This window comes from Pseudomaricurvus hydrocarbonicus (assembly GCF_011602365.1).
Taxonomy (GTDB): Bacteria; Pseudomonadota; Gammaproteobacteria; order Pseudomonadales; family Cellvibrionaceae; genus Pseudomaricurvus; species Pseudomaricurvus hydrocarbonicus.
Genome location: NZ_JAAONZ010000010.1, coordinates 54,055 through 75,579, shown reverse-complemented (window position 1 = coordinate 75,579; position 21,525 = coordinate 54,055). Strand labels below are relative to the sequence as shown.

The 21,525-nt window shown below is 57.0% G+C and carries 17 protein-coding genes; 12 read left to right on the top strand and 5 right to left on the bottom strand.

All coding sequences use genetic code 11. The features are described 5' to 3' along the window. Positions 1-11 precede the first annotated feature (11 nt). The 3 genes from G8770_RS13435 to hldE all read left to right on the top strand — a co-directional run bounded on the left by G8770_RS13435 (position 12) and on the right by hldE (position 4,648). Positions 12-1,109, top strand: a complete 1,098-nt coding sequence (locus G8770_RS13435; protein ID WP_167187577.1) for a hypothetical protein — start codon at positions 12-14, stop codon at positions 1,107-1,109. 97 nt (positions 1,110-1,206) lie between these two features. Continuing rightward, positions 1,207-3,045 carry a lipid A export permease/ATP-binding protein MsbA gene (msbA, locus tag G8770_RS13430; RefSeq protein WP_167187574.1) on the top strand — a complete coding sequence of 613 codons (1,839 nt, stop codon included), beginning with the start codon at positions 1,207-1,209 and terminating at the stop codon, positions 3,043-3,045. 175 nt (positions 3,046-3,220) lie between these two features. Continuing rightward, complete coding sequence (hldE, locus tag G8770_RS13425) at positions 3,221-4,648, top strand: bifunctional D-glycero-beta-D-manno-heptose-7-phosphate kinase/D-glycero-beta-D-manno-heptose 1-phosphate adenylyltransferase HldE (RefSeq protein ID WP_167187571.1); 1,428 nt, start codon at positions 3,221-3,223, stop codon at positions 4,646-4,648. 131 nt (positions 4,649-4,779) lie between these two features. Here the strand turns inward: hldE and G8770_RS13420 are convergent, their stop codons facing one another. The 3 genes from G8770_RS13420 to G8770_RS13410 are packed head-to-tail and all read right to left on the bottom strand — an operon-like array spanning position 4,780 to position 7,666. Further along, on the bottom strand, positions 4,780-5,475 hold the full coding sequence (locus tag G8770_RS13420) for a BUD32 family EKC/KEOPS complex subunit (protein WP_167187568.1): 696 nt from the start codon (positions 5,473-5,475) through the stop codon (positions 4,780-4,782). Between the two features lie 28 nt (positions 5,476-5,503). Continuing rightward, the gene (locus tag G8770_RS13415; protein WP_167187565.1) at positions 5,504-6,331 is read right to left on the bottom strand and encodes an aldo/keto reductase; all 828 of its coding nucleotides are present in this window, start codon (positions 6,329-6,331) and stop codon (positions 5,504-5,506) included. A 57-nt stretch (positions 6,332-6,388) separates the two neighbouring features. Then, the gene (locus tag G8770_RS13410) at positions 6,389-7,666 is read right to left on the bottom strand and encodes an FAD-dependent oxidoreductase (RefSeq protein ID WP_167187562.1); all 1,278 of its coding nucleotides are present in this window, start codon (positions 7,664-7,666) and stop codon (positions 6,389-6,391) included. Between the two features lie 322 nt (positions 7,667-7,988). Between G8770_RS13410 and waaA the strand changes: the two genes are divergently transcribed. Next, entirely contained in the window at positions 7,989-9,275 is a 1,287-nt protein-coding gene (waaA, locus tag G8770_RS13405; protein WP_167187559.1) for a lipid IV(A) 3-deoxy-D-manno-octulosonic acid transferase, read from the top strand. Between the two features lie 99 nt (positions 9,276-9,374). Here waaA and G8770_RS13400 read toward each other — a convergent pair whose 3' ends face one another. Together G8770_RS13400 and G8770_RS13395 are read right to left on the bottom strand one after the other, a co-directional pair. Continuing rightward, positions 9,375-10,781 carry a TolC family outer membrane protein gene (locus tag G8770_RS13400; protein WP_167187556.1) on the bottom strand — a complete coding sequence of 469 codons (1,407 nt, stop codon included), beginning with the start codon at positions 10,779-10,781 and terminating at the stop codon, positions 9,375-9,377. A gap of 240 nt (positions 10,782-11,021) precedes the next feature. Beyond that, positions 11,022-11,957 (bottom strand): LysR family transcriptional regulator, encoded by a 936-nt coding sequence (locus G8770_RS13395; protein WP_167187553.1) that lies wholly within the window; start codon positions 11,955-11,957, stop codon positions 11,022-11,024. A 346-nt stretch (positions 11,958-12,303) separates the two neighbouring features. On the opposite strand from G8770_RS13395, the gene G8770_RS13390 reads away from it, so the two are divergent. The 8 genes from G8770_RS13390 (at position 12,304) to G8770_RS13355 (ending at position 21,399) form a co-directional block, all read left to right on the top strand. Next, positions 12,304-13,860, top strand: coding sequence for an arylsulfatase (locus G8770_RS13390; protein ID WP_167187804.1), 1,557 nt, complete (start codon positions 12,304-12,306; stop codon positions 13,858-13,860). Positions 13,861-14,397: 537 nt separating this feature from the next. Beyond that, positions 14,398-15,381, top strand: coding sequence for an AAA family ATPase (locus G8770_RS13385; protein ID WP_167187550.1), 984 nt, complete (start codon positions 14,398-14,400; stop codon positions 15,379-15,381). Continuing rightward, a complete protein-coding gene (locus G8770_RS13380) occupies positions 15,381-16,316 on the top strand; it encodes a DUF58 domain-containing protein (protein ID WP_167187548.1) in 936 nt (311 codons plus the stop codon). The genes G8770_RS13385 and G8770_RS13380 overlap by 1 nt, the downstream gene beginning before the upstream one ends. Further along, positions 16,313-16,993 carry a DUF4381 family protein gene (locus G8770_RS13375; RefSeq protein WP_167187543.1) on the top strand — a complete coding sequence of 227 codons (681 nt, stop codon included), beginning with the start codon at positions 16,313-16,315 and terminating at the stop codon, positions 16,991-16,993. The genes G8770_RS13380 and G8770_RS13375 overlap by 4 nt, the downstream gene beginning before the upstream one ends. After that, a complete protein-coding gene (locus G8770_RS13370; protein WP_167187540.1) occupies positions 16,990-18,051 on the top strand; it encodes a VWA domain-containing protein in 1,062 nt (353 codons plus the stop codon). The genes G8770_RS13375 and G8770_RS13370 overlap by 4 nt, the downstream gene beginning before the upstream one ends. 11 nt (positions 18,052-18,062) lie before the next feature. Further along, a complete protein-coding gene (locus G8770_RS24210; RefSeq protein WP_167187538.1) occupies positions 18,063-19,013 on the top strand; it encodes a VWA domain-containing protein in 951 nt (316 codons plus the stop codon). After that, a complete protein-coding gene (locus G8770_RS13360; RefSeq protein WP_167187535.1) occupies positions 19,007-19,777 on the top strand; it encodes a tetratricopeptide repeat protein in 771 nt (256 codons plus the stop codon). Before G8770_RS24210 ends, G8770_RS13360 begins: the two co-directional genes overlap by 7 nt. After that, complete coding sequence (locus G8770_RS13355; RefSeq protein ID WP_167187532.1) at positions 19,777-21,399, top strand: BatD family protein; 1,623 nt, start codon at positions 19,777-19,779, stop codon at positions 21,397-21,399. Before G8770_RS13360 ends, G8770_RS13355 begins: the two co-directional genes overlap by 1 nt. Positions 21,400-21,525 lie beyond the last annotated feature (126 nt).

Genomic DNA, 21,525 nt, shown 5'->3' with positions numbered 1-21,525 from the left:
GCGCGGGATCCATGCAGGCATCATCTAAATCTTTCTTACTCAGTATCCTGTTCACGGCCGGACTGAGCTGTCTGACGATCATTGCGTTAAATGCGTACGTGGACCCCTGGCGTTTTTTCCATGACTCGGGGCTGGCTCATTGGGACAGTGATGGTCGTCAGCAGAACCCGGGTATTATTCGCCAGAGAGCGTTCAATGTGGCCGTCATCGGCACCTCAATGACCCAAAACTTCAGGCCTGAAGAGCTGCAGCAGCTGTTCGGAGGTCAGGCGGCTGTGCTCTCCATTTCGGCCGGCACAGGGCGGGAGCAGGCATTGACCGCGGGGCTGGCTTTGCAGCAGCAGACGCTTGATACCCTGGTATGGGGCGTGCATCCGGGCTCCTTCATCCTGCCTGCGCAGGAAGTGAAAGGTAACGCTTTCCCCGGGTATCTTTACGACAACCACTGGCTCAATGATATATATTATTTATTTAACATCAGTAATATCGAAAAAGCACTGAAGGACTGGAGGGGCGCATTGCGCAGCTTATCCGCCAGACAAGATGTCACGGGACAGTCTTGGCAAAACCTTCAGTATTGGGGGGATAAATATCAATACGGCTGCCCGGACATCATGGCGTTACAGATGAGTCGCCGCGGTCTCCCGGCGGTCAGTGATGATTTTCGGGTCGCAGATGAGCAAATTGTCAGTAATGTGAGCGAAAACTTGCTAGCCACTGTGCAGGCTCACCCGGGAACGCAGTTTAAGCTGTTTTTTCCTCCCTTTTCAGAGCTTTACTGGGCCCTGCTGGCGGAGCGTCAGCCTTTGCGTTATGCCGCTTACCGCCGACTCATGAGGGAGGTCGTGATTCAATTAACCCCAGAGCCGAATGTCGAGCTGTTTGACTTTACCGCTCTGCAGGGCGTTGTGGATAACCTGCAGAATTACAAGGATTTGATCCATTTCTCTCCCCAAATCAGTTCGCAGCTGCTGCGAATGATGCAGGCGGGCGAATTCAGAGTGACTGACGCTCAATTGGGAACTGTTGGGCATTTTCCTCACCTGATGAAGGGCGCGGCGATTAACATGGCGGTCTCTGAATGCCTACAAGCTCCGGCAGAAGGCTAAACCCCAATGGCCGGGGTAGAAGGCGGGTGCTTTGTGTTATGATTGGCCCCCAATTTTTTCGGTCCGGCAGCTTGGCTGCTATGGTTGGTGCCTGTATATGAATAAGCCCGCAGCAGAATCTGAAACTGCGTTGTCTGAACCCGCTGCCTCTCAGGCCAGCTTGAGCGAGTCCACGACAAAAGAAGGTGCGCACGCGCTGGCAGGAGCACCGCCAGCCGGTGGAGTGGATGTCTACTGGCGTCTGCTGAAGTACCTTGGCCCCTATTGGCACATATTTGCCCTCAGTATCATCGGTTTTTTAATCTTTGCCGCCAGTCAGCCGGCACTGGCGCAGGTGATGGAAATGCTCATCAACGCCATTGAAAGTGGCGACCGGGATCAGCGCGTTGCGATTCCTCTGCTGATGATGGCGATTTTTGCCATCCGTGGGGTGGGCTCTTTCGTTGGTAATTATTTTATCGCCAAGGTGTCGTTGAATATTGTTCACAACTTGCGGGTGCAGCTTTTTAACCAGCTCACCTGCCTGCCCAGCAGCTATTTCGATGAACACAATTCCGGCAACCTCATCTCCCGCATTACCTATAACGTGCAGGGCGTCACCGGTGCTGCTACCGATGCTCTGAAGGTTCTGATTCGTGAGGGTTTTACCGTTGTGTGCCTACTAGGTTACCTGCTGTGGAAGGACTGGAAGCTGACCATGGTGTTTGTGGTGATAGCGCCTTTCATCGGTATTCTGGTGGCGACCGTGGGCAAGCGCCTGAAAAAGCTGGCCAGTAAAATTCAGGTGGTGATGGGCAATATCACTCAAATCTGTTCGGAGATGATTTCGGGGTATCGGGTGATGCGAACCTTTTCCGGTGAAGAGTATGAGCGCCGACGGTTTGAAAAAGTCAGTCAGGAAAACCTCAAGCAGAATCTGAAGTTGGTGAAAACCAGTGCCTTGGCAACGCCAGTCATGCAGGTGATTGTGGCGGCCGCCATGGGAGCGCTGGTGTATCTGGCCATGACCTTCATGGATACCAGCAGCCCTGGTGCTTTTGTGGCTTACATCACTGCCGCAGGCTTGATCCCCAAACCGGTGCGCCAGCTCAGTGAAATCTATGGCACGATTCAGAAAGGCATTGCGGCCGCGCAAAGCATTTTTGAGCAGCTGGATGAACAGACGGAACACGATGACGGCACACTGGAAAGTGGTCGTTTGCAGGGGCGTATCGAATTCAAAGACCTCTCGTTTGCCTATCAGGAAGAGGACGGCGAGGTGCTGAAAGAGATTGACCTTGAGATTGCGGCCGGGGAAACGGTGGCGCTGGTGGGCAGCTCCGGCAGTGGTAAGTCGACCTTGGCCAGTTTGATTCCGCGCTTTTACGACTATCAACAGGGGCAGATTTTAATCGATGGTCAACCGTTAACGGAGTACACCCTGTCGTCTTTGCGTTCCCAGATTGCACTGGTCAATCAGGATGTGGTGCTGTTCAACGATACCGTCGCCAGTAATATTGCCTACGGTGGATTGGCGGGGGCCTCAGAAGAGGCCATTCGCCAGGCAGCCGATGCCGCCCATGCCACGGAATTTATTGAAAACATGCCCAGAGGTTTCAATACCCTGATCGGTGAGGATGGCACACGCTTGTCGGGTGGCCAGCGTCAGCGCCTGGCGATTGCCCGTGCGCTGCTTAAGGATGCGCCTATTCTGATTCTGGATGAAGCAACGTCTGCGCTGGATACCGAGTCCGAGCGCGCGATTCAGGGGGCACTGGAGGAGCTGATGAAAGGCCGCACTACGCTGGTGATTGCCCATCGCTTATCCACCATTGAAAGTGCCGACAAAATTGTGGTGATGGATCGAGGGCGTATTGTTGAAATCGGCAACCATGCGCAGTTGCTGGAAAAGCAGGGGACCTATGCCAAATTACACTCCATGCAATTTCAGGGCTAGGGTTTAACTTCGGTTGCCAGTGCCCGGTGTTCAGATTAAGAGGCTGTTCCTGTCAGCCTGTGCTGTCAGCGGCTAAAATGACGGGAAATGATTTTTGGGAGGTGTTCTTGTTGCTGACGCTGTTGTGGCGCAGGCACCCAACCCCCAGTACCCTAAGACTTATTGAGAAAATATCATGCAACTCACCATGCCCCGTTTTGATCAGTCCCAGGTTCTTGTTATTGGCGATGTCATGCTCGACCGCTATTGGCACGGTGGCACCTCGCGAATCTCCCCGGAAGCGCCGGTGCCGGTGGTCAAGGTGAACGGGGTGGAAGATCGCCCGGGTGGTGCGGGTAACGTGGCATTGAATATTGCGGCATTGGGGTCGGGGGCGTCCCTCATCAGTGTGGTGGGGCAGGACGAAGCGGCGGATGCGTTGCGTAGCCGGCTGGAATCGGTGGGCATTCATACGGATTTTCAGACCTCGGCCGACAAACCCACCATCACCAAGTTGCGGGTGATCAGCCGTCACCAGCAACTGATTCGGATGGATTTTGAAGACAGTTTCGGTGCCGCAGACAGTGACGGGTTTCTGGATAAAGCTCGCAAATTACTGCCGATGATGGGGGCCGTAATCCTGTCGGATTACGCCAAAGGCAGCTTGCAGGATACCCAGAGCCTGATCAAGGCGGCGCGGGCGGCCAAGGTGCCGGTATTGGTGGATCCGAAAGGGACCGATTTTGAGCGCTACCGCGGGGCCACCTTGTTAACGCCGAACCTGCACGAATTCGAAGCGGTCATGGGGGAGTGTTCTCAGGAAAGCACTCTGGTGGCCAAGGGCACCGAATTGATGCTGTCGCTGGATCTGGAAGCGCTGCTGGTAACCCGGGGAGAGCACGGGATGACCCTGTTGCGCCCCAACCAGCCGGAGTTTCATTTGCCGGCCCGGGCCCGCGAAGTATTTGATGTGACCGGTGCGGGGGATACCGTGATTTCGGTGCTGGCTTCTTCAATGGCGGCGGGCAGTGGGCTGCCGCAGGCGGTGGCGCTGGCCAATCTGGCCGCCGGTATTGTGGTGGGTAAGCTGGGTACGGCGACCATCAGTGGGCCGGAATTGCGCCGCGCCATTGGTGCCGAGCAGGGCTCCGAGCGCGGTGTGATGACCGAAGAGCAACTGTTGATTGCGTTGGAGGATGCTCGCGCCCAGGGCGAAAAGGTCGTGTTTACCAACGGCTGCTTCGACATTATCCACGCTGGCCATGTGGGATACCTCGAGGACGCTCGCAGCCTGGGGGATCGGTTGGTGGTGGCCATTAACAGTGATGAGTCGGTGTCGCGGCTAAAAGGCCCTGCCCGCCCGATCAACCCGGTGGATCGTCGCATGGCGGTGCTGGCGGGTCTGGAAGCGGTCGACTGGGTCATTTCCTTTGGCGATGACACCCCGGAGCGTTTGTTGGAGATCATCAAGCCCGAAGTGCTGGTCAAAGGCGGAGACTACTCCGAAGACCAGGTCGTGGGCTGGGAAATAGTCAAAGGTTATGGTGGCGAGGTGAAGGTTCTGAGCTTTTTCGACAACTGCTCGACCACCGCCATTGTTGAAAAAATCCGCGACCAGGATTGAGCCTGACCGCGGCTCAGTAGTTGCAAGACTTACGTCTCAGAGGGCAACTGCATTGCGCTGCCCTCTGAGGCTTATAGCCAGTGACTTATAGCCCGTGACTTCTTCTAGCCCTTGACTTCGGGGCTGCAGTACTAGGAGCCGGTAATCGCAGGCGCGGCGTTGCGAATGGCTTCTTCCAGGCGTGCCCTGTTATGCCCCTGACTCTTATTGACGGCGTGATAGCCGTCAATAAAGGACTCCAGATGAATCAGGGTCAGATCTTCTTCATAGCGAAACACATGTTGGAAGTTGCGTTGGCGTTGATGATACGTCAGTGTAAAAACATTCAGCCGCATGTCCGCAATATCAATCAGCCCAAGGCGTTGGTCCGGCAACTGAATCACGTTGCCAAAGTGCAGTGAGCGAAACATCACTCCGGCGTTGTGCAGCTGTGCGATATAGCCCCCCAGCTGTTTTGACAGGGCGGTGTCGCGGGGTGTTTTTTTCAGTGCACTGCGCACCGTCTCGCCGGGTATGCCGTGATAACAAACACAGTCCCGGCGTGGATTGCAGGTGCGGAACACATCAAGGATACCGACGGTGGTGATGCCACGCTTTTTCAGTTTGGCGGCGTTACTGGCAAACTGTGATGCCCGTGAGCGCAGCCTTGACATGCTGATCGCGCGCTTTGGGTAAAAGATTTTCAGGTAGCGATCTTCTGCCAAAAGAATGACTTTGGGGCCGTGACCGTCCTTTTCCAGAACGTGGCCGGCTACAATCAGTTTCTCCAGTTCCGCATTTTGCAGGGTTTTCATTTTGAAGAGGTGTTTGAATGAGCTTTGCTTCATGTTTGTGTTATCACGTTTCCAGATTGCGCTAACGCTTAGCGTCAGCGCACGCCAGTCGATTGAGTGTGGTTAATGCCTTGCTGACATTGTCCGCCAGATGACGCGGGTTGATGGTGCCAATAATCGCACTGCTGACCGCGGGGTGCGCGTACAGAAAATCCATGCTGGCCTGAATCGGGTCGGTGCTGTCATCAAGGGCGATGTGACCGCTGGCGAGCGCTTTTTTGATCAGCACCCCTTTATGATGTTGCGCGCAGTAATCGAGAACCGGTTTTTCTTCGGGCTGGTTGAGGTTGTAAGTCACCATTACACAATCGCTGCGTTTGGCGGCTTCGATCCCCCCGGCCACGGTTTTGGTGGACATGCCGAACGCGCGAATCAGCCCCTCCTGTTTCAACTTTTCCAGTTCGCCCAAGGCTTCACCGTTGTCAATGATGTCCAGGTCGTTGCCATCTGAATGTATCAGCACCAAATCAATCATGTCTGTCTGTAAGCGCTGCAGGCTGCGCTCGATACTGCGGCGGGTATGGGCTGCGGAAAAATCAAAGGTGGATTGCCCCAGCTCAAACTCTTCGCCGACCTTACTGCAGATAATCCAGTCGTGGCGTTGCCCTTTAAGGAGCGGCCCGAGGCGCTCTTCGCTGGTGCCGTAGGCGGGCGCGGTATCGATTAAATTGATGCCGAGGTCTTTGCCCTGAGCGATTAGATTTGCCGCGTCCTGATCGCTGGGCAGTTCAAACCCGGACGGGTATTTCACCCCTTGATTACGGCCAAACTTTACGGTGCCCAGCCCCAGGGGGCTCACCCGAATTCCGGTATCCGCAATGGCGTGGCGAAAGTTGAAAAGGCTGTTCATGGGGTGTTGTTGATCCTGATCGGGGGTTACGGATTCTGGCTTAACGAAATTTCTTGGTTAGGGGCGTGCGTGAAAAATCGCTGTGTCCCAGGGCGATTTGGCAACCGGAGCCTGGGGCAGGGATGAGAGGGCGCTGAAGTCAGCGACCTTGCCGGGTTTGATGCCCTGTTTGTTTAACAACTCCAGCGTTGCCGTTGCCAGATTGGGGCTGAGGGTTAACTTGGTGGGCCAGGCAACAGCCAGGTTGCGACAGTGCGGGGCGCGCTCAATAAAGGCCTGGTCGGGGCGCACTAAATTTTTTTGCCGCGGCTCTGCGCGCTCAACCCACAGCGTGCTCCATTGGGCATGGGACAGATCCAGCCATGGCATCAGGTTTTTCAGTTCCCGATCGGCGTGATCAATCAGCGTGTCGGCATCCTGCTTGACCCCGTTTTCGGCCAGACTGCCGCCCAGGTACCAGACCCATTTTCCGTCCAGGCAGGGGTGGCTGGAAATGGTCAGTCTGGGAGTCTTATCGGCCCCCAGGCAGTGGCCATAAAATTTGTGAGGCACATCAAACTTGACCATAACCTGTTGCAGGGGACGCGACTGCATGGCCGGAGCAATTTCACCCAGCTGGTGCAGCAGGTCAGCGTTACCTTTGCCGGCGGTAAAGATGAATTGCTTGGCGTGCACCCTGATTGTTTCCGAGTCGGTGCTGATGTGCAGCAGGCACTGCCCCTCTTCATCTTTCTCCCAGCGGGCGGATTCAGTGGGCAGCAGGTAGGTTCTGCCGGCAGCATTGCTCGCGAGCTTCTGCAAGACGCTCGGGACATCCAGTACGATATCCACCAGCTTATAAAGTTGGCCCCTGAAACCTTTTTGCCGGAAGAGTGCGGGGCGATCAGCGGGAGCGACCTTGTCTACCCGGCCGCGAGTGGCTTTGCTGGCAAAAAAGGTGGTAATTTTGGACGTCACACTGGCGGTGGACCACATGTAAAAGTGATCACTGAGGACGTTGGCGCCGCGCAAATCTACATCGCCACATCCCACCAGGCAGTCTTGCCAGTGAGCGGGCATGTCGGCAATGGCCTCGGAGGCTCCAGTCAGGGCACCATTGAGGGTGTACTTGATGCCTCCGTGGATCATACCCTGTGAGGCCACAGACTGATCGCTGCCCAGCGCTTTTGCTTCAAACAAGGCGCATTGATAGCCGGCAGTTTGCAGGCGATTGATCAGCCAAAGACCGGCAATACCTCCGCCAATGATGGCGATGTCGAGGTAAATGTCCCGCTGGCCTTCGGGGTTTCCGCTGGCCTGTGAGTTATTTTGCTGAGCCTGTGGCGATGTATGCATGGGATACCGACGTTTGGGAAGTGCAGGGATTATACGAGATTTAAGCGCAAAAAACGTGGTTTGTGTATTGTTAGCCGGATTGTGAAACCGTTTGGGCGTGTAAAGTATTTTCGTGTGCGGGGGATGGCACTGTTTGTGATAAAGAACTGGGCTTGAGGCGGTGGGCTGGTTATCCTCCTGCCTGGCGATGTGGCGTCTTGTTTCAGGGCCTTCATGCCTGGGTTGGTCTGGCGGGTGATCGTTCATGAGTAAGCCCAGGCAAAATGTGATTTGCCAGGCTGGCAGCCGGTGAATGTGGTGTGAATGGTAAAAATGTGAATTTATGATGCGTTGGTTTTACAGTCTGGTTTTTTATCTGTCTCTGCCGTTGGTGGTTGTACGGCTGTTGTGGCGTGCTCGCTCGGCACCGGCCTATGCCCGTCGCTGGGGAGAGCGGTTTGGCTTCTTCGCCGCCCGTCCCGGTAACCGCCCGGCCATATGGTTGCATGCCGTGTCCGTCGGGGAGACGTTGGCGGCCCTGCCCCTGATTAAACAGCTGCAATTGCGTTATCCGCAGCATGACCTGATCGTCACCACCACCACTCCGACCGGGTCGGAGCGTGTCAAGGCGGCGTTCGGCGAGACGGTGTTTCATGTCTACGCGCCCTATGACCTGCCCGATTGCCTGGGGCGCTTTTTACGCCGGGCGCGCCCACAACTGGCGGTGATTATGGAAACCGAGTTGTGGCCCAATACCATCGCGGCCTGTCATAAAAGGCAGATTCCGGTGGTGATTGCCAATGCCCGCTTATCGGAAAAATCGGCGCGGGGTTATGGGCGGTTTGCTGCCCTGGCGACACCCATGCTACAGCAGGTGAGTATGGTCGCGGCGCAGGCGCAAGCGGATGGCCAGCGGTTTGTGAACCTGGGGGTACCATCCGACAAGCTGTCGGTGACGGGTAATATCAAGTTCGATCTGACGCTGGATGCGACTGTGAGAGCTCAGGCGCAGGCGATTCGGCAGCGCTGGCAGGGTACTGGCCAGGCGTCGAATTCTGCCCGCCCCATTTTGCTGGCAGCGAGTACACACCAGGGGGAGGACGCTCTGCTGTTGCAGGCGTTTGCCACACTGTTGCCTGAACACCCGAGCCTGCTGTTGGTGTTGGTGCCGCGTCACCCCGAACGTTTTGAGCGGGTGGCGGCCGAAGCGTCCAGGAATTATCGGCTGCAAAAGCACAGCGAGGGTGGTGCGGTGGCCGCAGATACCCAAGTGGTGGTGGGCGATACCATGGGCGAGTTGCTGGCGCTGCTGGGTGCCAGTGACCTGGTGTTCATGGGGGGCACCTGGGTACCGAACGGGGGGCACAACCTGATTGAGCCGGCCGCCTGGGCCAAGCCTGTCTTTTGCGGTCCGTCACTGTTTAATTTCGCCGAAGTGTCGCGTTTGTTGAAAGAAGCCGGTGGCCTGCAGGTGGTGGAGACGCCGGCGGATTTGGCACTGGCGGTGGCTCAGGCCTTGTCCTCTCCCGAGCGATCAGAGCGCATGGGCCAAGCGGCGCAGCAGGTGGCGGACGCCAACCGCGGGGCGCTGGAACGGCTGCTGGGTGTCATTGATCATCAGCTGATGTAAGCCGCAAGCTGTCAGAAACAACAAACCCCGGAGGGCCGGGGTTTGTAGACGTTACCACTGTCGGGGTTGTGAGACCCCGGTTGGTCAGAGCTTGCTGGTTTATTTGATTTCGTAGAGGCTGCGGTCCACTTGTTTTTCGACGTTAAGCCAGCGATTCAGTTGCAGCACATCTTCCGGCGTCAAGTTGCCGGCCACTTCTTTCAGGCGCAACATGTTGACGATGTAGGCGTAGCGGGTGTCGTCGTAATTGCGCTGCGCCTGATACAGATTCTGCTGCGCGATCAGCACGTCCACCAGGTTGCGGGTGCCCACTTCGTATCCGGCTTGAGTGGCTTCCAGTGCACTCCTGCTGGAGGTGATGGCCTGCTGGCGGGCATTGACCTGGGCGACGTTGGTCACGACAGAAAGGTGCAGTGAGCGGGCGCCTTGAATAATGTCGCGCTGGGTCTTGTTGTAGATTTCGTCGGCCTGCATGGACTGGCTGTAGGCCTGACGGCGCTGACCGGACACCCGCAGGCCACTGAAGATGGGTACGTCCAGGCGGACGCCGATGGTGGAGCGGTCATTGATTCGGGAATCGTTTGATGCCGATGAGCCATTGACAAAAATATCGGTGTTGCTGTCATCGCGATTGCCATAACTCAAATTGGCTGACAGTGTCGGCAAGTGTCCCGAAGCTGCGGCGCGCGCGTTGTCTTCAAACGCCTCGGCGTTGTATTTGGCTACCTGCAGGGTGTAGTTGTTGTTCAGGGCGAAGTCGACCCATTCGCTGCGTTGCATCGGCGCGGGGTTAGTGACCGGGAAGTTTTCCACCAGTGGGGCAACCTGCTCGTGTTGTTGCCCGGTCAGTACTTCCAGCCCTTCAAACGCAATCGCCAGATTGCCGCGTGCTTCCAGGGTGGTGGCGGTGGCGTTGTCGTACGCCGCCTGGGCTTCGTGCACATCGGTGATGGCGGTCAGGCCCACGTCAAAACGCTGTTTGGTTTGTTCCAGCTGGTGGCCCAGGGCTTTCTCTTCGGCGCGGGCGGTGGTGAGGTTATCGATCGCACGCAAAACCGTGAAATACGCTTCGGAGACGCGGATGATCAGCGACTGCTGGTCGGCGCTGAACTGGGCTTGCGCCTGATGGCTGAGGGATTTGCCCTGCTGGTAGCCAAACCAGGCCGCCATATTGAACAGCGGCTGGGTTAATGTCACGGAGTAGGCTTCATTTTCCGATTCAATTTCGTATTCAGGCGGGGATGAGGTGAAAGCGCTCTCGCCAAGGGTGGTTTGCTCGGTTTCGGAATAACTCGCCTGCGCATTGATTTGCGGCAACAGCGCCGAACGGCCGATGGTGAGGTTTTCCTTGCCGGCCTCGTAGGCCGCGGTGTCGGCTTTCAGCTGGTGGTCATTTTCCAGCGCCAGGCGGTAAATTTCTTCCAGAGTTTCCGCCTGCAGGGGGGACATGGCACATAAACTGACAGCTGTACTGACCAGCGCGAGGGTTAAGCGTCGCTTAAGCATAGATAATCCTGTATCCGCTGTGAGAAGGCTTAAGCTAGCCGCCTTCTGTAAATAAATTAACCCGCCGAGTTTAGCGCTTTGTGCCGAAAGCGTCGACAGGAACTCAGGCGACAGCGGTTAATTTGTGTTAACGGCGGTGTTCATGGGAGCCGATGGTGCAAAGCAGCGCTAAAACAGGGCAAACCGCGAAAAAGGGCCGGGGGACAGTGGCGGTGGCGGTAAACCACTGTGGCTGCCGGCTCAGTCGATCAGACTTTGTTTCGTCATCTCCAGCAGTATTTTGTTCAGCCAGCGATGAGCCGGGCTTTTTTCGGTGCGCTCATGTTGCAATAGCACAAAGGGCAATTTGGGAAACGTCAGGGTTTTCGGAAATGGCACGACGTGCAGCCAGGGCTGATAGCGGCCTTTCATCGCGAGGTAGTAGGGGCCAACCATCAGGCAATCGGTATTGACCAGGGTTTCCAGTGCCGCGGCCAATTGGGTGGTGTCAAAGGCAATCTGACGGCTGAGGTGTTGCGCTTTTAAAACCTGATCGATGATGCCGGTGTTGTCGTCGGTCATGCCGGGAAACGACACCCGGATGTGAGGGTAGTGCAGATAATCGTCAAGGCTCAGGGTCGACTGTTGACTCAGAGGGTGCCCTTTGCGCATCAGGCATCCGGCATTGCCGCTGCCCAGCGGAAAACTGAGAAACCCGTCGGGTACAGACTGCTGCCGTTGAATCGCGAAATCCAGCTTGCCGGTGGCGAGTTGTTCCAGGTAATCCTGTGGCATGTCGACAGTGGCGATCTGGACACGGGGTGCCTGAGCACACACTTTTTTGATGATTTGCGGCAGGTTCATTTCTGAAACCCATTGGGGCAGGCCGAGACAGAAGCGACCGCGATACTCCCCGGGGTGAAATTCATGCCCCTCGACCAGCCCTTGTAATTCGCCCAGCAGGGCGGGCAAACGCAGTGCCAGCTCTTCGGTTTTGGGGGTGGGAATCAAGCCGTAGGCGGTGCGGGTAAACAGCGGGTCGCCGAACAATGTTTTTAATCTGACCAGCGTTTTACTCATGGCCGGTTGAGACACGTGGAGGCGCTCGGCGGCACGCGTGACGCTCCTCTCTTCAATCAAGACTTGCAGGGCGTACAGCAATTTGAAGTCCAGGCGGGTTAGGGGTGAGGCAGGCATGAGTCCGGGTCGCTGTCGTGTTATATTGGTTTGGTTATGAACTTTATGCCAAAAATGTCATTAGGTATATAACTTGTGGTCAGGATAAAGTCATGTGTGGCTGGCAGAAGGCCATGAGTTGTCAGGCCCGAGAGGCCGTCGCAGTTGGAAAGAACCTGAGGCCGTCAATTTGACTACACTCGTTGAAGCTGGAGTGAGTCAGCCTGGCAGGGACAGAGGCTTTGTGGGTGGATGTGATGTAAAGGATCCGTTGTCTGCCCCACCGAATCCATAGCGACAGAACTCATAACGACATAACCGATAACACTATGAGGTCAGAGAGATGACGTGCAATCCAATAACTTTAATGCGGCGTGCCTTGACTGCGCGCCGTGCCCTGGCGGTCACCGCTTTGGTGGGCCTGGGTGTGGTGTCAACAGCCGCTCTGGCGGCCGACAAACCCAATATCCTGGTCATCTTTGGCGATGACATCGGCCAAACCAACATCAGTGCCTACAGTCATGGATTGATGGGCTATAAAACTCCGAATATCGACAGCCTCGCCCGCGAGGGCATGATGTTCACCGATTATTACGCCGAACAAAGTTGCACTGCGGGTCGCTCAGCGTTCATTACCGGCCAGATCCCGGTGCGCACCGGCTTGACAAAAGTGGGCACCCCCGGCGCCGACACCGGTATCCAGAAAGAAGATCCCACGCTGGCGGAAATGCTCAAACCCCTGGGGTACGCCACCGGGCAATTTGGCAAGAACCACCTGGGGGATCGCAATGAATTCCTACCCACCAACCACGGTTTTGACGAGTTTTTTGGCAACCTCTATCACCTGGATGCCGAAGAAATGCCTGAGATGCCGGATTACCCGCAGGAGGCCTGGTTCCAGAAAACCTTTAACCCCCGCGGTGTGATTCACAGCTACGCCGACGGCCGGGTGGAGGACTCCGGTCCGCTGACTCGCAAGCGCATGGAGACCGTGGATGAAGAGTTTGTCGCCGGCGCCAAGAATTTTATCAGCAAGGCACACAAGGCGAAGAAACCGTTTTTTGTCTGGTTGAACACCACCGGCATGCACTACTGGACCCACCCGGCTGAAAAGAATCTGGGTAAATCCGGACAGGGCTTTTACAACGATGTGATGGTGACGCACGATGAACACGTGGGTGAAATGCTGCAGCAACTGAAAGACCTGGGCATCGAAGATAACACCATCGTCATCTACTCCACCGACAATGGCCCGCATTACAACACCTGGCCGGATGCCGCGATCACGCCGTTCCGCAGTGAAAAGAACACCAACTGGGAGGGCGGTTTCCGGGTGCCGGCGCTGGTGCGCTGGCCGGGCAAAATTGCTCCGGGGCAGGTGTCGAATTCCATCATGTCGCATTTGGACTGGCTGCCCACCCTGATGGCGGCGGTGGGTGAAGACCAGGTCGTCAGTGAACTCAAAAAAGGGCGCGCGTTTGGCAATCGGGATTATAAGGTACACCTGGACGGGCATAACTTTTTGCCTTACCTGAAAGGTGAAGAAAATACCGGACCGCGCACGGAATTTTTTTACTTCAGCGACGATGGCGCCTTCCTCGGTGTTCGCAGTGGTGACTGGAAAGTGGTGTATGCCGAGCAGCGCGCACGTAAGTTTGATGTCTGGCGTGAGCCGTTTGTGCGTTTGCGCATCCCCAAAATATTCAATCTGCGCCGCGATCCTTTTGAACGTGCGGATACAGATGCCAATAATTACAACACCTGGTGGGAAAATAATGCCGGCAGAATCTTCTATGGCTCGGCCAAAGCGGTTCAGTTTGCACAAACCTTCAAGGAGTTCCCGTCGCGTCAGGCGCCTAACAGTTTTACCGTCGACGGTGTGGTGGAGCAGTTGACCCGTTATCAACCGCAAAAGGCCGACTAGCCCGGAAGTGTTTCACATCCATAGGCTAACCCGAATTGTGATAACCGGTTGTGCTTGATGTCATCCCGGCTCTCACAGAAATGGCAGGTGTTATTTCTTTTCTGAGGGCCGCGGTGACGACTTCGTACCTGACGTCTCCGTTCCATTCTCTTGAACTCTACCCTGACGCGAGTGATTGATCCACCAGAGGTGTGCCGGCGGGATGCACGGACATTGCCGGCATGTGGCGTGGCGGCAATGACGATACGCGCAACAGGGTGCCGCAAACCTGGCGCCACGAACACCAGCCACCAGCCCGGTTAACCTAGGATGAGTGATCGGTAAAGGGGGTCGTGCGATACGGTCTCACATACCGGCGTATCCATTGCTGACTGTTACGACGATTCACTGCGGAGTCTGATGCCGTGATGTCTGCTGAACCTGGTTTAAGGGCTATGCTAGAGATATGGACACAGTAACCCGGTGTTAGGGTGGGTGTTTCGATGCTAAAGTATTTATTCTTTACATTTCAGATAAATCATATTGCCAGGATGCCGAATGAGTACTGATTTTTCCCAGCAAACCCCGCAGCAGTCGCTCGCTCAGCTGGTGCAGCAAATACAGCAGACCATCATTGGCCAGCAGGCGGTGATTGAACATCTGGTGATCGCGCTGCTGGCCAATGGTCATGTGTTGTTGGAAGGCTTGCCGGGCACGGCCAAAACCCGTTCGATTAAGGCCTTGTCAAAAGCCCTGCAGGCGGAATTGGGACGCATCCAGTTTACCCCGGATCTGTTGCCGGCGGACGTGACGGGTACCGAGGTTTATCACGTGGACGGGGATAAAGAGACCTTGGCGTTTCAGCCGGGGCCGCTGTTTCACAACTTAATTCTGGCGGATGAAATTAATCGGGCCCCGGCCAAGGTGCAGTCAGCATTGCTCGAAGCCATGGAGGAACGCCAGGTTACCGTGGCGGGAAAAACCTACCCGCTGCCACAATTGTTCATGGTGCTGGCGACGCAAAACCCGATTGAGCAGGAGGGCACCTATCCCTTGCCCGAAGCCCAGATGGACCGCTTCCTGTTGAAAGTCGACATGGATTACCCGGACGATGACAGCGAGTTGAGTATTATTCGCCTGGTGCGCGGTGAAGAGTTACAACCGCAGCTGCGCGAGCCTGTGGTGGATGAAAACGCGGTGTTTGCAGCGCGGGAACAAATTAAAAATCTGCACATCAGTGAAGCCATTGAGCACTACATTGTCGCTCTGGTGATGGCGACGCGCCACCCCGAACGTTACAGCGAAGATTTACGCCGCTGGATTGCGTTTGGTGCCAGCCCGCGGGCGAGTCTGGCTCTGGATCGCTGTGCCCGGGCCCGGGCCTGGCTGTGTGGCCGCGATCATGTGATTCCCGAAGATGTGCAGGCGGTGGCTCTGCAAGTGATGGGGCATCGCATTCAACTGAGCTATGAGGCTCAGGCCGAAGGTGTCGACACCCGCAAGCTGGTGGAGACCATCCTGCAGCAGGTGGCGGTGGCCTGATGGCGGCGGTCAAAGAGGTGTCTGACTCAGCGGGTGTGACGGTCACCGTCGCTGACCTGGTGAATCTGCAATATGAAGCCCGCAAGTTACCGTTCAGCCATTCTCACAGCATTAATAATCCTTTGGTGGGACGTCACCGTTCATCGGTGCGCGGTCGCGGATTGAATTTCGAAGAACTCCGGCAGTATCGCGTCGGTGACGATATCCGACAGATGGATTGGAAGGTGACCAACCGCACTCGCAAACCGCATGTGCGTATTTACGCAGAAGAGCGCGAGCGGCCAGTGCTGTTGGTGGTGGATCAGCGCTTGTCGATGTTTTTTGGCTCCCGCCGAGCCATGAAGTCTGTGGCGGCGGCCGAAGTGGCGGCCTTGTTGGGCTGGCAAACGCTGTTTCATCAGGATCGTGTGGGGGCGTTAATTTTTGGCGATGACGACATGGTGGAATTGAAGCCGCGTCGCAGCCAGACACACTTGCTGCAAGTGTTTCATCGATTGAGTGACTACAATCAAAAGTTGCGCGAGGTCGAACAGGGCCGGGCCGGGCAATTGAACGAAATGTTGACCCGACTACTGAACCTGGCCAGGCACGATTCACTGATTTATCTGATCACGGATTTGGATGGTGCAGATGACACCAGCAAAAACCTGCTTTCGCAACTGCAAAATCACAACGATGTGATTTTGGGGTGGATCTATGACCCCATGGAACAACACCTGCCGGAAGGCGGCAAGTTGGCGGTGAGTGACGGCGAGTATCAGGTGGAGGTGGACACTGCCGACAGTCAGTTACGACAAGAATTTGAACAACAGTTTCGCGAGCGCCTGGAGACTGCCCGACAATTAATACGCAATCCTCACATACCCATTTTATCCATCAGTACTGACCGGCCAGTGGCGGCCCAGTGGCTGGCCTTGATGGGGGGGCGGTTGTGAGCGCAGCGGGAGTGGTTGCAGTCAAGGCACGGGCTTTAGTGAACGACAGCTTTCAGCCACCGCCGGGATTTGGTAACGATTGGTTGACCCATATGCACGAAGTACTTCTGCCCGCGCCGTTGAGTCACGGGTGGCCGGCTCCGGGGTGGTGGTGGCTGATGTTTGTCGTTGCCTGGCTGGGGGTGGGGTTGTGTGTACGCCGCTATTGGCACTGGAAAGACAACGCTTATCGCCGGCAAGCCTGTGCCGCAATTCGTGCCTGTCGACAGTCGCTGCAAGGGCAAATGCAGCAACAAGCACTGGCCGAGTTGCAACAGGTGCCGGCCCTGATCAGGCGCGTTGCGCTGCAGTCGGTGGCGTTGGCAGGGCTGCCGCGCACGCAGGTGAGCGGACTTTCCGCCAATCAATGGCAGCAATGGCTGGACCTGACAGGAGGGGAGGGCAGAAGTAACCGGCACTCGCTGAGCGCGCAGCCCGCTTTGGCTGAACGCTTTCGCAGCCTGGCTTTTGTGCCTTTAGATACACTGGCCAGCTGGCCGACTGACGAGCTGGCGGCGCTGTTGCAATGGTGTGACGATTGGGTTCGGCATCACCGCGTCAGCCGGAATTCTCGGCAGGCACTCGATGGTCAGAATCGCGATGAGCAGCCGCCGCAGGGCAAGGAGAACTTGCCATGATCGTTTTTCAGCAACCCTGGGCCTTTGTGTTCCTGCCGTTGCCGTTGCTGGTGACATGGTTGATGGGGGCTTACCACACCCCGAGAGCGGCGCTGCGGGTATCGGTGTTTCAGCAGTTGGTCAACCTGACCGGACATCGACCGGCACGCGGGGCGTTAATTTTAAAACGCAATGTTTGGCAGCAGTTGGGGGTGTTGTGCAGTTGGGTGGCGATTGTGGCCGCACTGGCGCAACCGGTGTGGCTGGGTGAGCCCAAGGTCCAGCAGCTCCCGGGTCGGGATTTGATGCTGGCCGTGGATCTCTCCGGCTCCATGGACAGTCAGGATTTTGTGTTGCGCAGTCAGCCACCGATGCAGCGTTTGGCGGGTGTAAAACGGGTGGTGATGGATTTTGTCGCGCAGCGTGACGGCGATCGACTGGGGTTAATTGTGTTTGGCAATGCGCCCTATTTGCAGGTGCCTTTTACCGAAGATCATCAGTTGTTTCTCGATTTACTGAACGAGGCTCAAACCCGCATGGCCGGCCCGAAAACCATGCTCGGTGACGCCATCGGTCTGGGGGTGAATCATTTCCGCGGCAGTGACGCCAGCGACACAGATGCCACTAAAGCCAGTCGCTCAACTGGGCGCACCCCGAAACAAAAAGTCTTGTTACTGTTAACGGACGGCAATGATTCCGGCAGTCGGGTGCCGCCACTGGACGCCGCCAAAGTGGCGGCGGACAACGACATTGTGATCCACACCATTGCGGTGGGAGATCCGCAGGCAGTGGGTGAAGAGGCGATGGACATGGATTCGTTGAAAGGCATCAGCGCGCAAACCGGCGGCGTCTTTTTTGAGGCTCAATCCGGTGATCAGTTGCGAACGGTGATGGATGAACTGGAAAAACTGGAGCCTCAACTTAACGACAGCATCAGTTATCGCCCGCAGCGACAGCTGTTTTTCTGGCCGTTGGGACTCGGGCTGGTGGTGCAATTACTGGTGCAGTGTGGGCTGGCCGGAGTGCATGTAAAACCTGGTCGTGTCCCCGGGGCGGCGACGTTGCCGGGGCGTCAGTGATGGAGGCTGGAGTGGGTAGCTGGGTGGCCCCTTGGCTGGCGGCTTTGCAGGCGTTTCATTTTCTCCGCCCCTGGTGGTTGCTGGCGTTACCGGCGGGCATTTTGATTGCCGTTGTTTTGCGTCGCCATGCCACCCGCAGCGACTGGCAGTCTTTTATCGATCCACCGTTGTTGCAAGCGCTGTTGCTAAGGCCGGCACAGGAAGGGCGGCTGACGCCTCAGCGGTTGGCCAATATCATGCTGTGCCTGTGGACCCTGGCGTTGGCCGGCCCCAGTTGGCAGCAGGAAGCGCCACCCTGGGTAGACGATCAATCCCCGCTGGTGATTGTGTTGCACCTGGGCAACAGCATGCTGACCAAGGACCGACAGCCTGATCGGCTGACCTTGGCGAAAACCAAAATCAACCAGATGCTGGCCGACCGCAGTGGTGGGGCCACCGCGTTAGTGGTCTATCGCGGCAGTGCTCACAGCGTTTTGCCGCTGACGGAAGACACCGGTGTGCTGAAATATTACTTGCAGGATTTGCAGCCCGAAGTGTTGCCGGTGGAGGGCAACCGACCGGACCTGGCATTGCAAAAATCAGCCCAGCTGTTGCGCGGGCAGGGTGGCTCGGTGGTGCTGGTGACGGATTCGCTGGACGGTTTTGTTCCTCTGCAACGTGACTGGAACCCATTTGCCGACCGGGGCCAGCCCGAGCAGGCGGCCGTGCAGGTGATGGCTTTACTGCTGGTGCCTGACCCGGGGGTGGCAGATCAATTGGCGGCGGCAGAGATAGAGCGGGTGACAGTGACGGCCGATGACAGTGATTTGCAGTCGTTGTCGGGAAAAATGGATCGACAATGGCAGCAGCAACTGCAGGCGGACGACAGTTTGCAATGGCGCGATAACGGCTACTACTTGCTGTGGCCGTTATTGCTGGTGGCGATGCTGTGGTTTCGCCGCGGGATGGTGTTGCCATGGTGATGGAGCATCGCGCCGGGCGCCATACCCTGGCCAAACTGTGGTGGTTGATACTGGGGCTCACGCTGCTGGGGTTGGTCTTGTGGCAGTGGTGGCTGGCGCACCAGCCGGACCGTCGCTGGCAGGATCTGTGGATGAGTCGCGATCAGCAAGGCGAGTGGTATTTTCAGCGGGGGGAATACCTGAAAGCCGCTCAGGTGTATCACAGCCCGGACTGGGTGGCGATGTCACTGTACGCGGCGCAACAGTTTGACGCGGCACAGCAGCGCTGGTCCCGCTCTGCCTGGTCGCAAGCAGACTGGCAAAATCCGGCCCGGCAGCGCCAGCGTGGCGCTCAGTTGTTGTTTAATCAAGCCAATAGCCTGGCCCAGCAGGAAGACTACCCATTGGCTGCGGATTACTATCAACTGGCCCTGCAGTTGCAACCGGGTTGGCTGGCCGCGGAGGAAAACCTGTCGTTGGTTCAGGTGTTGGGCAAACAACCGAAAAAGGCGCCTCATCAACAAGGCGAGGTAAGACTGGACGCCGACGAGATTGTGTTCGATCTGGATAAGGACGAAGCCCGCGATCAGGAGGCGAGCGAAAGTCAGGGCGAACCAATGAGCGCGAAAGAAATTCAGGCTCTGTGGATGCGGCAGCTGCAAACCCGTCCCGTGGATTTTTTACGGTTGAAATTTCGCTATCAGGTCAGCGTGGATCCCGCCCGCAATGCGGAACCGGCAGCGACGCAAGCAGAACCGGCAGCAACGCAAGCGGAGCCGCCTTGATGTTCAGGTTGGGGAATCGAAGCCGGTTGGGGGCCGTTCTGCTCGTGTGTGGGGTGAGCGCACTGCTGGTAGCCGTCGCGCCAGTACGGGCTCAAACTGTCCCCTCATGGTCTTCGCAACAGGCGGGCAACTCTCAGCAAACCGTCAGCCCTCAGCGGCAATCTGCTCTTCAGGAGCCGCAACAGACTCCGCAAGCCCAACGGTCGACTGCGCCCAAGGTTCTGATCAGAACCCAACTGCTCGATCGTCACGGCCAGTTGATCAACCCGGTTGGCATTGAGGGCGTGGCGTCGAAGAAAAAGACGCCAGCCCGTGACTCGCTGCCCGTTGTGGGCGAGCGGGTGACGCTGGTGATTGAAGTGTTAACGCCCACCTGGTTTACCCAATCGCCCCGCTTTGAACATTTGACCATGGCGGATGCGATAGCGGTCACCAAGTCACATTTTGTCAACAACATTAGTGAGCGCATCGACGGAATTACTTACGCCGGTTTGCGGCGGGAGTTCGCCATATTCCCCAAGCGCGCAGGGCAATTTGTGATCCCCGCGCTTAAGGTCGCAACCAAAACCATGGATGAACATCAGCAGTCGACATCGCTGCAATTAAGATCAAAACCCATGTTGCTGCTGGTTGAAAATTTACCGGTTGGGCCCGCCGAAGGCTCAGCCGCCCCGGTGTCGTTAGTGGCAGAATCCGTGAGGATGGAGCAGCGTTTTACCGCGTCGCTGGACAGCCTGCAAGTGGGCGATGTGGTGCAGCGGCAAATTGTGGTGTGGGCGGAATCCACCCTGGGAATGTTGATTCCGCTGTTAACCTGGCCCGAGGTTGACGGCGTCAAACAGCAGAGCCTGAATGCCACCGTGGATGACGATAACGCTCGGGGAGCCTTCACGGGATCGCGTCGGGAGACACGAATGTACACCCTGCAGCAGGCGGGAGAAGTGACGCTGCCGGCGATATCATTACCCTGGTGGGATGGCCGTGCCTGGCAGTTGGCCACCGCTCCCGCCAGCACCGTGACGGTGTCAGCGGCGACCGCGGGCGGAGCCGATGGTGTGCCAGACAACCGGGTGCTGGCGGCAGGAAAATCATCGTCGGCAACTAAGTACTTTGGGGGGCTGCTCGCCCTGCTGTTGATCGCCTTGATGTTACTGGCATTGGGGTATGTCCGCTTTCAGCGATCGCGCTCTTCGGCTCGCGGCCACACCGCAGCAGACCCTGACAACCTCCTGTTGCGCTGGTGGCGGCAGCGGTGTCAGTCGGAGCCTGCCCATTATCGGCGTTTGCGACGCGCCATTCGCAGGGGGCACCACGACGACATCGTCCGTTGCTATTATGGCTGGCAAAAAAAGCTGCCACTGGCGGTGGTTGCGCGGCATAGGCCGCCTGACTTTGAGACGCACTGGGCCGAGGTCTACCGTCGCGCGGCTGCGCAAGAGCCGCTGACCGCGCAGCAGCAAGCGGCATTATTGTCCGGCGTTTCCGCGATGCACCGCGCATGTCATCGACACGGTGTTGAAAAAAATCATGACTCAGGCAAACCGGGGGAGGCCGCCCTCCGTTCGTCTGACCCTGAAAGCTTGTGTCGACTCAAAGAGTTGGTTACTTTGAACCCACGCTAAGATTGTAATAACAGATATGCGCCGGTTGTTGGCCTGCGCTCACCACAGCAGGAAGCCCGTGACCAGATTCTTGAAGCCCTTGGTATCCATCATGTCCATGTCATTCTTAAACCGTCCGCTTCGGCG

Coding starts and splice junctions, on each gene's coding strand:
- G8770_RS13390 (WP_167187804.1), top strand. CDS start 12,304: ATGCGGCGTGCCTTGACTGCGCGCCGTGCCCTGGCGGTCACCGCTTTG.
- G8770_RS13435 (WP_167187577.1), top strand. CDS start 12: ATGCAGGCATCATCTAAATCTTTCTTACTCAGTATCCTGTTCACGGCC.
- G8770_RS13380 (WP_167187548.1), top strand. CDS start 15,381: ATGGCGGCGGTCAAAGAGGTGTCTGACTCAGCGGGTGTGACGGTCACC.
- G8770_RS13355 (WP_167187532.1), top strand. CDS start 19,777: ATGTTCAGGTTGGGGAATCGAAGCCGGTTGGGGGCCGTTCTGCTCGTG.
- msbA (WP_167187574.1), top strand. CDS start 1,207: ATGAATAAGCCCGCAGCAGAATCTGAAACTGCGTTGTCTGAACCCGCT.
- G8770_RS13360 (WP_167187535.1), top strand. CDS start 19,007: ATGGTGATGGAGCATCGCGCCGGGCGCCATACCCTGGCCAAACTGTGG.
- G8770_RS13370 (WP_167187540.1), top strand. CDS start 16,990: ATGATCGTTTTTCAGCAACCCTGGGCCTTTGTGTTCCTGCCGTTGCCG.
- waaA (WP_167187559.1), top strand. CDS start 7,989: ATGATGCGTTGGTTTTACAGTCTGGTTTTTTATCTGTCTCTGCCGTTG.
- hldE (WP_167187571.1), top strand. CDS start 3,221: ATGCAACTCACCATGCCCCGTTTTGATCAGTCCCAGGTTCTTGTTATT.
- G8770_RS13410 (WP_167187562.1), bottom strand. CDS start 7,666: ATGCATACATCGCCACAGGCTCAGCAAAATAACTCACAGGCCAGCGGA.
- G8770_RS13400 (WP_167187556.1), bottom strand. CDS start 10,781: ATGCTTAAGCGACGCTTAACCCTCGCGCTGGTCAGTACAGCTGTCAGT.
- G8770_RS13420 (WP_167187568.1), bottom strand. CDS start 5,475: ATGAAGCAAAGCTCATTCAAACACCTCTTCAAAATGAAAACCCTGCAA.
- G8770_RS13385 (WP_167187550.1), top strand. CDS start 14,398: ATGAGTACTGATTTTTCCCAGCAAACCCCGCAGCAGTCGCTCGCTCAG.
- G8770_RS13395 (WP_167187553.1), bottom strand. CDS start 11,957: ATGCCTGCCTCACCCCTAACCCGCCTGGACTTCAAATTGCTGTACGCC.
- G8770_RS13415 (WP_167187565.1), bottom strand. CDS start 6,331: ATGAACAGCCTTTTCAACTTTCGCCACGCCATTGCGGATACCGGAATT.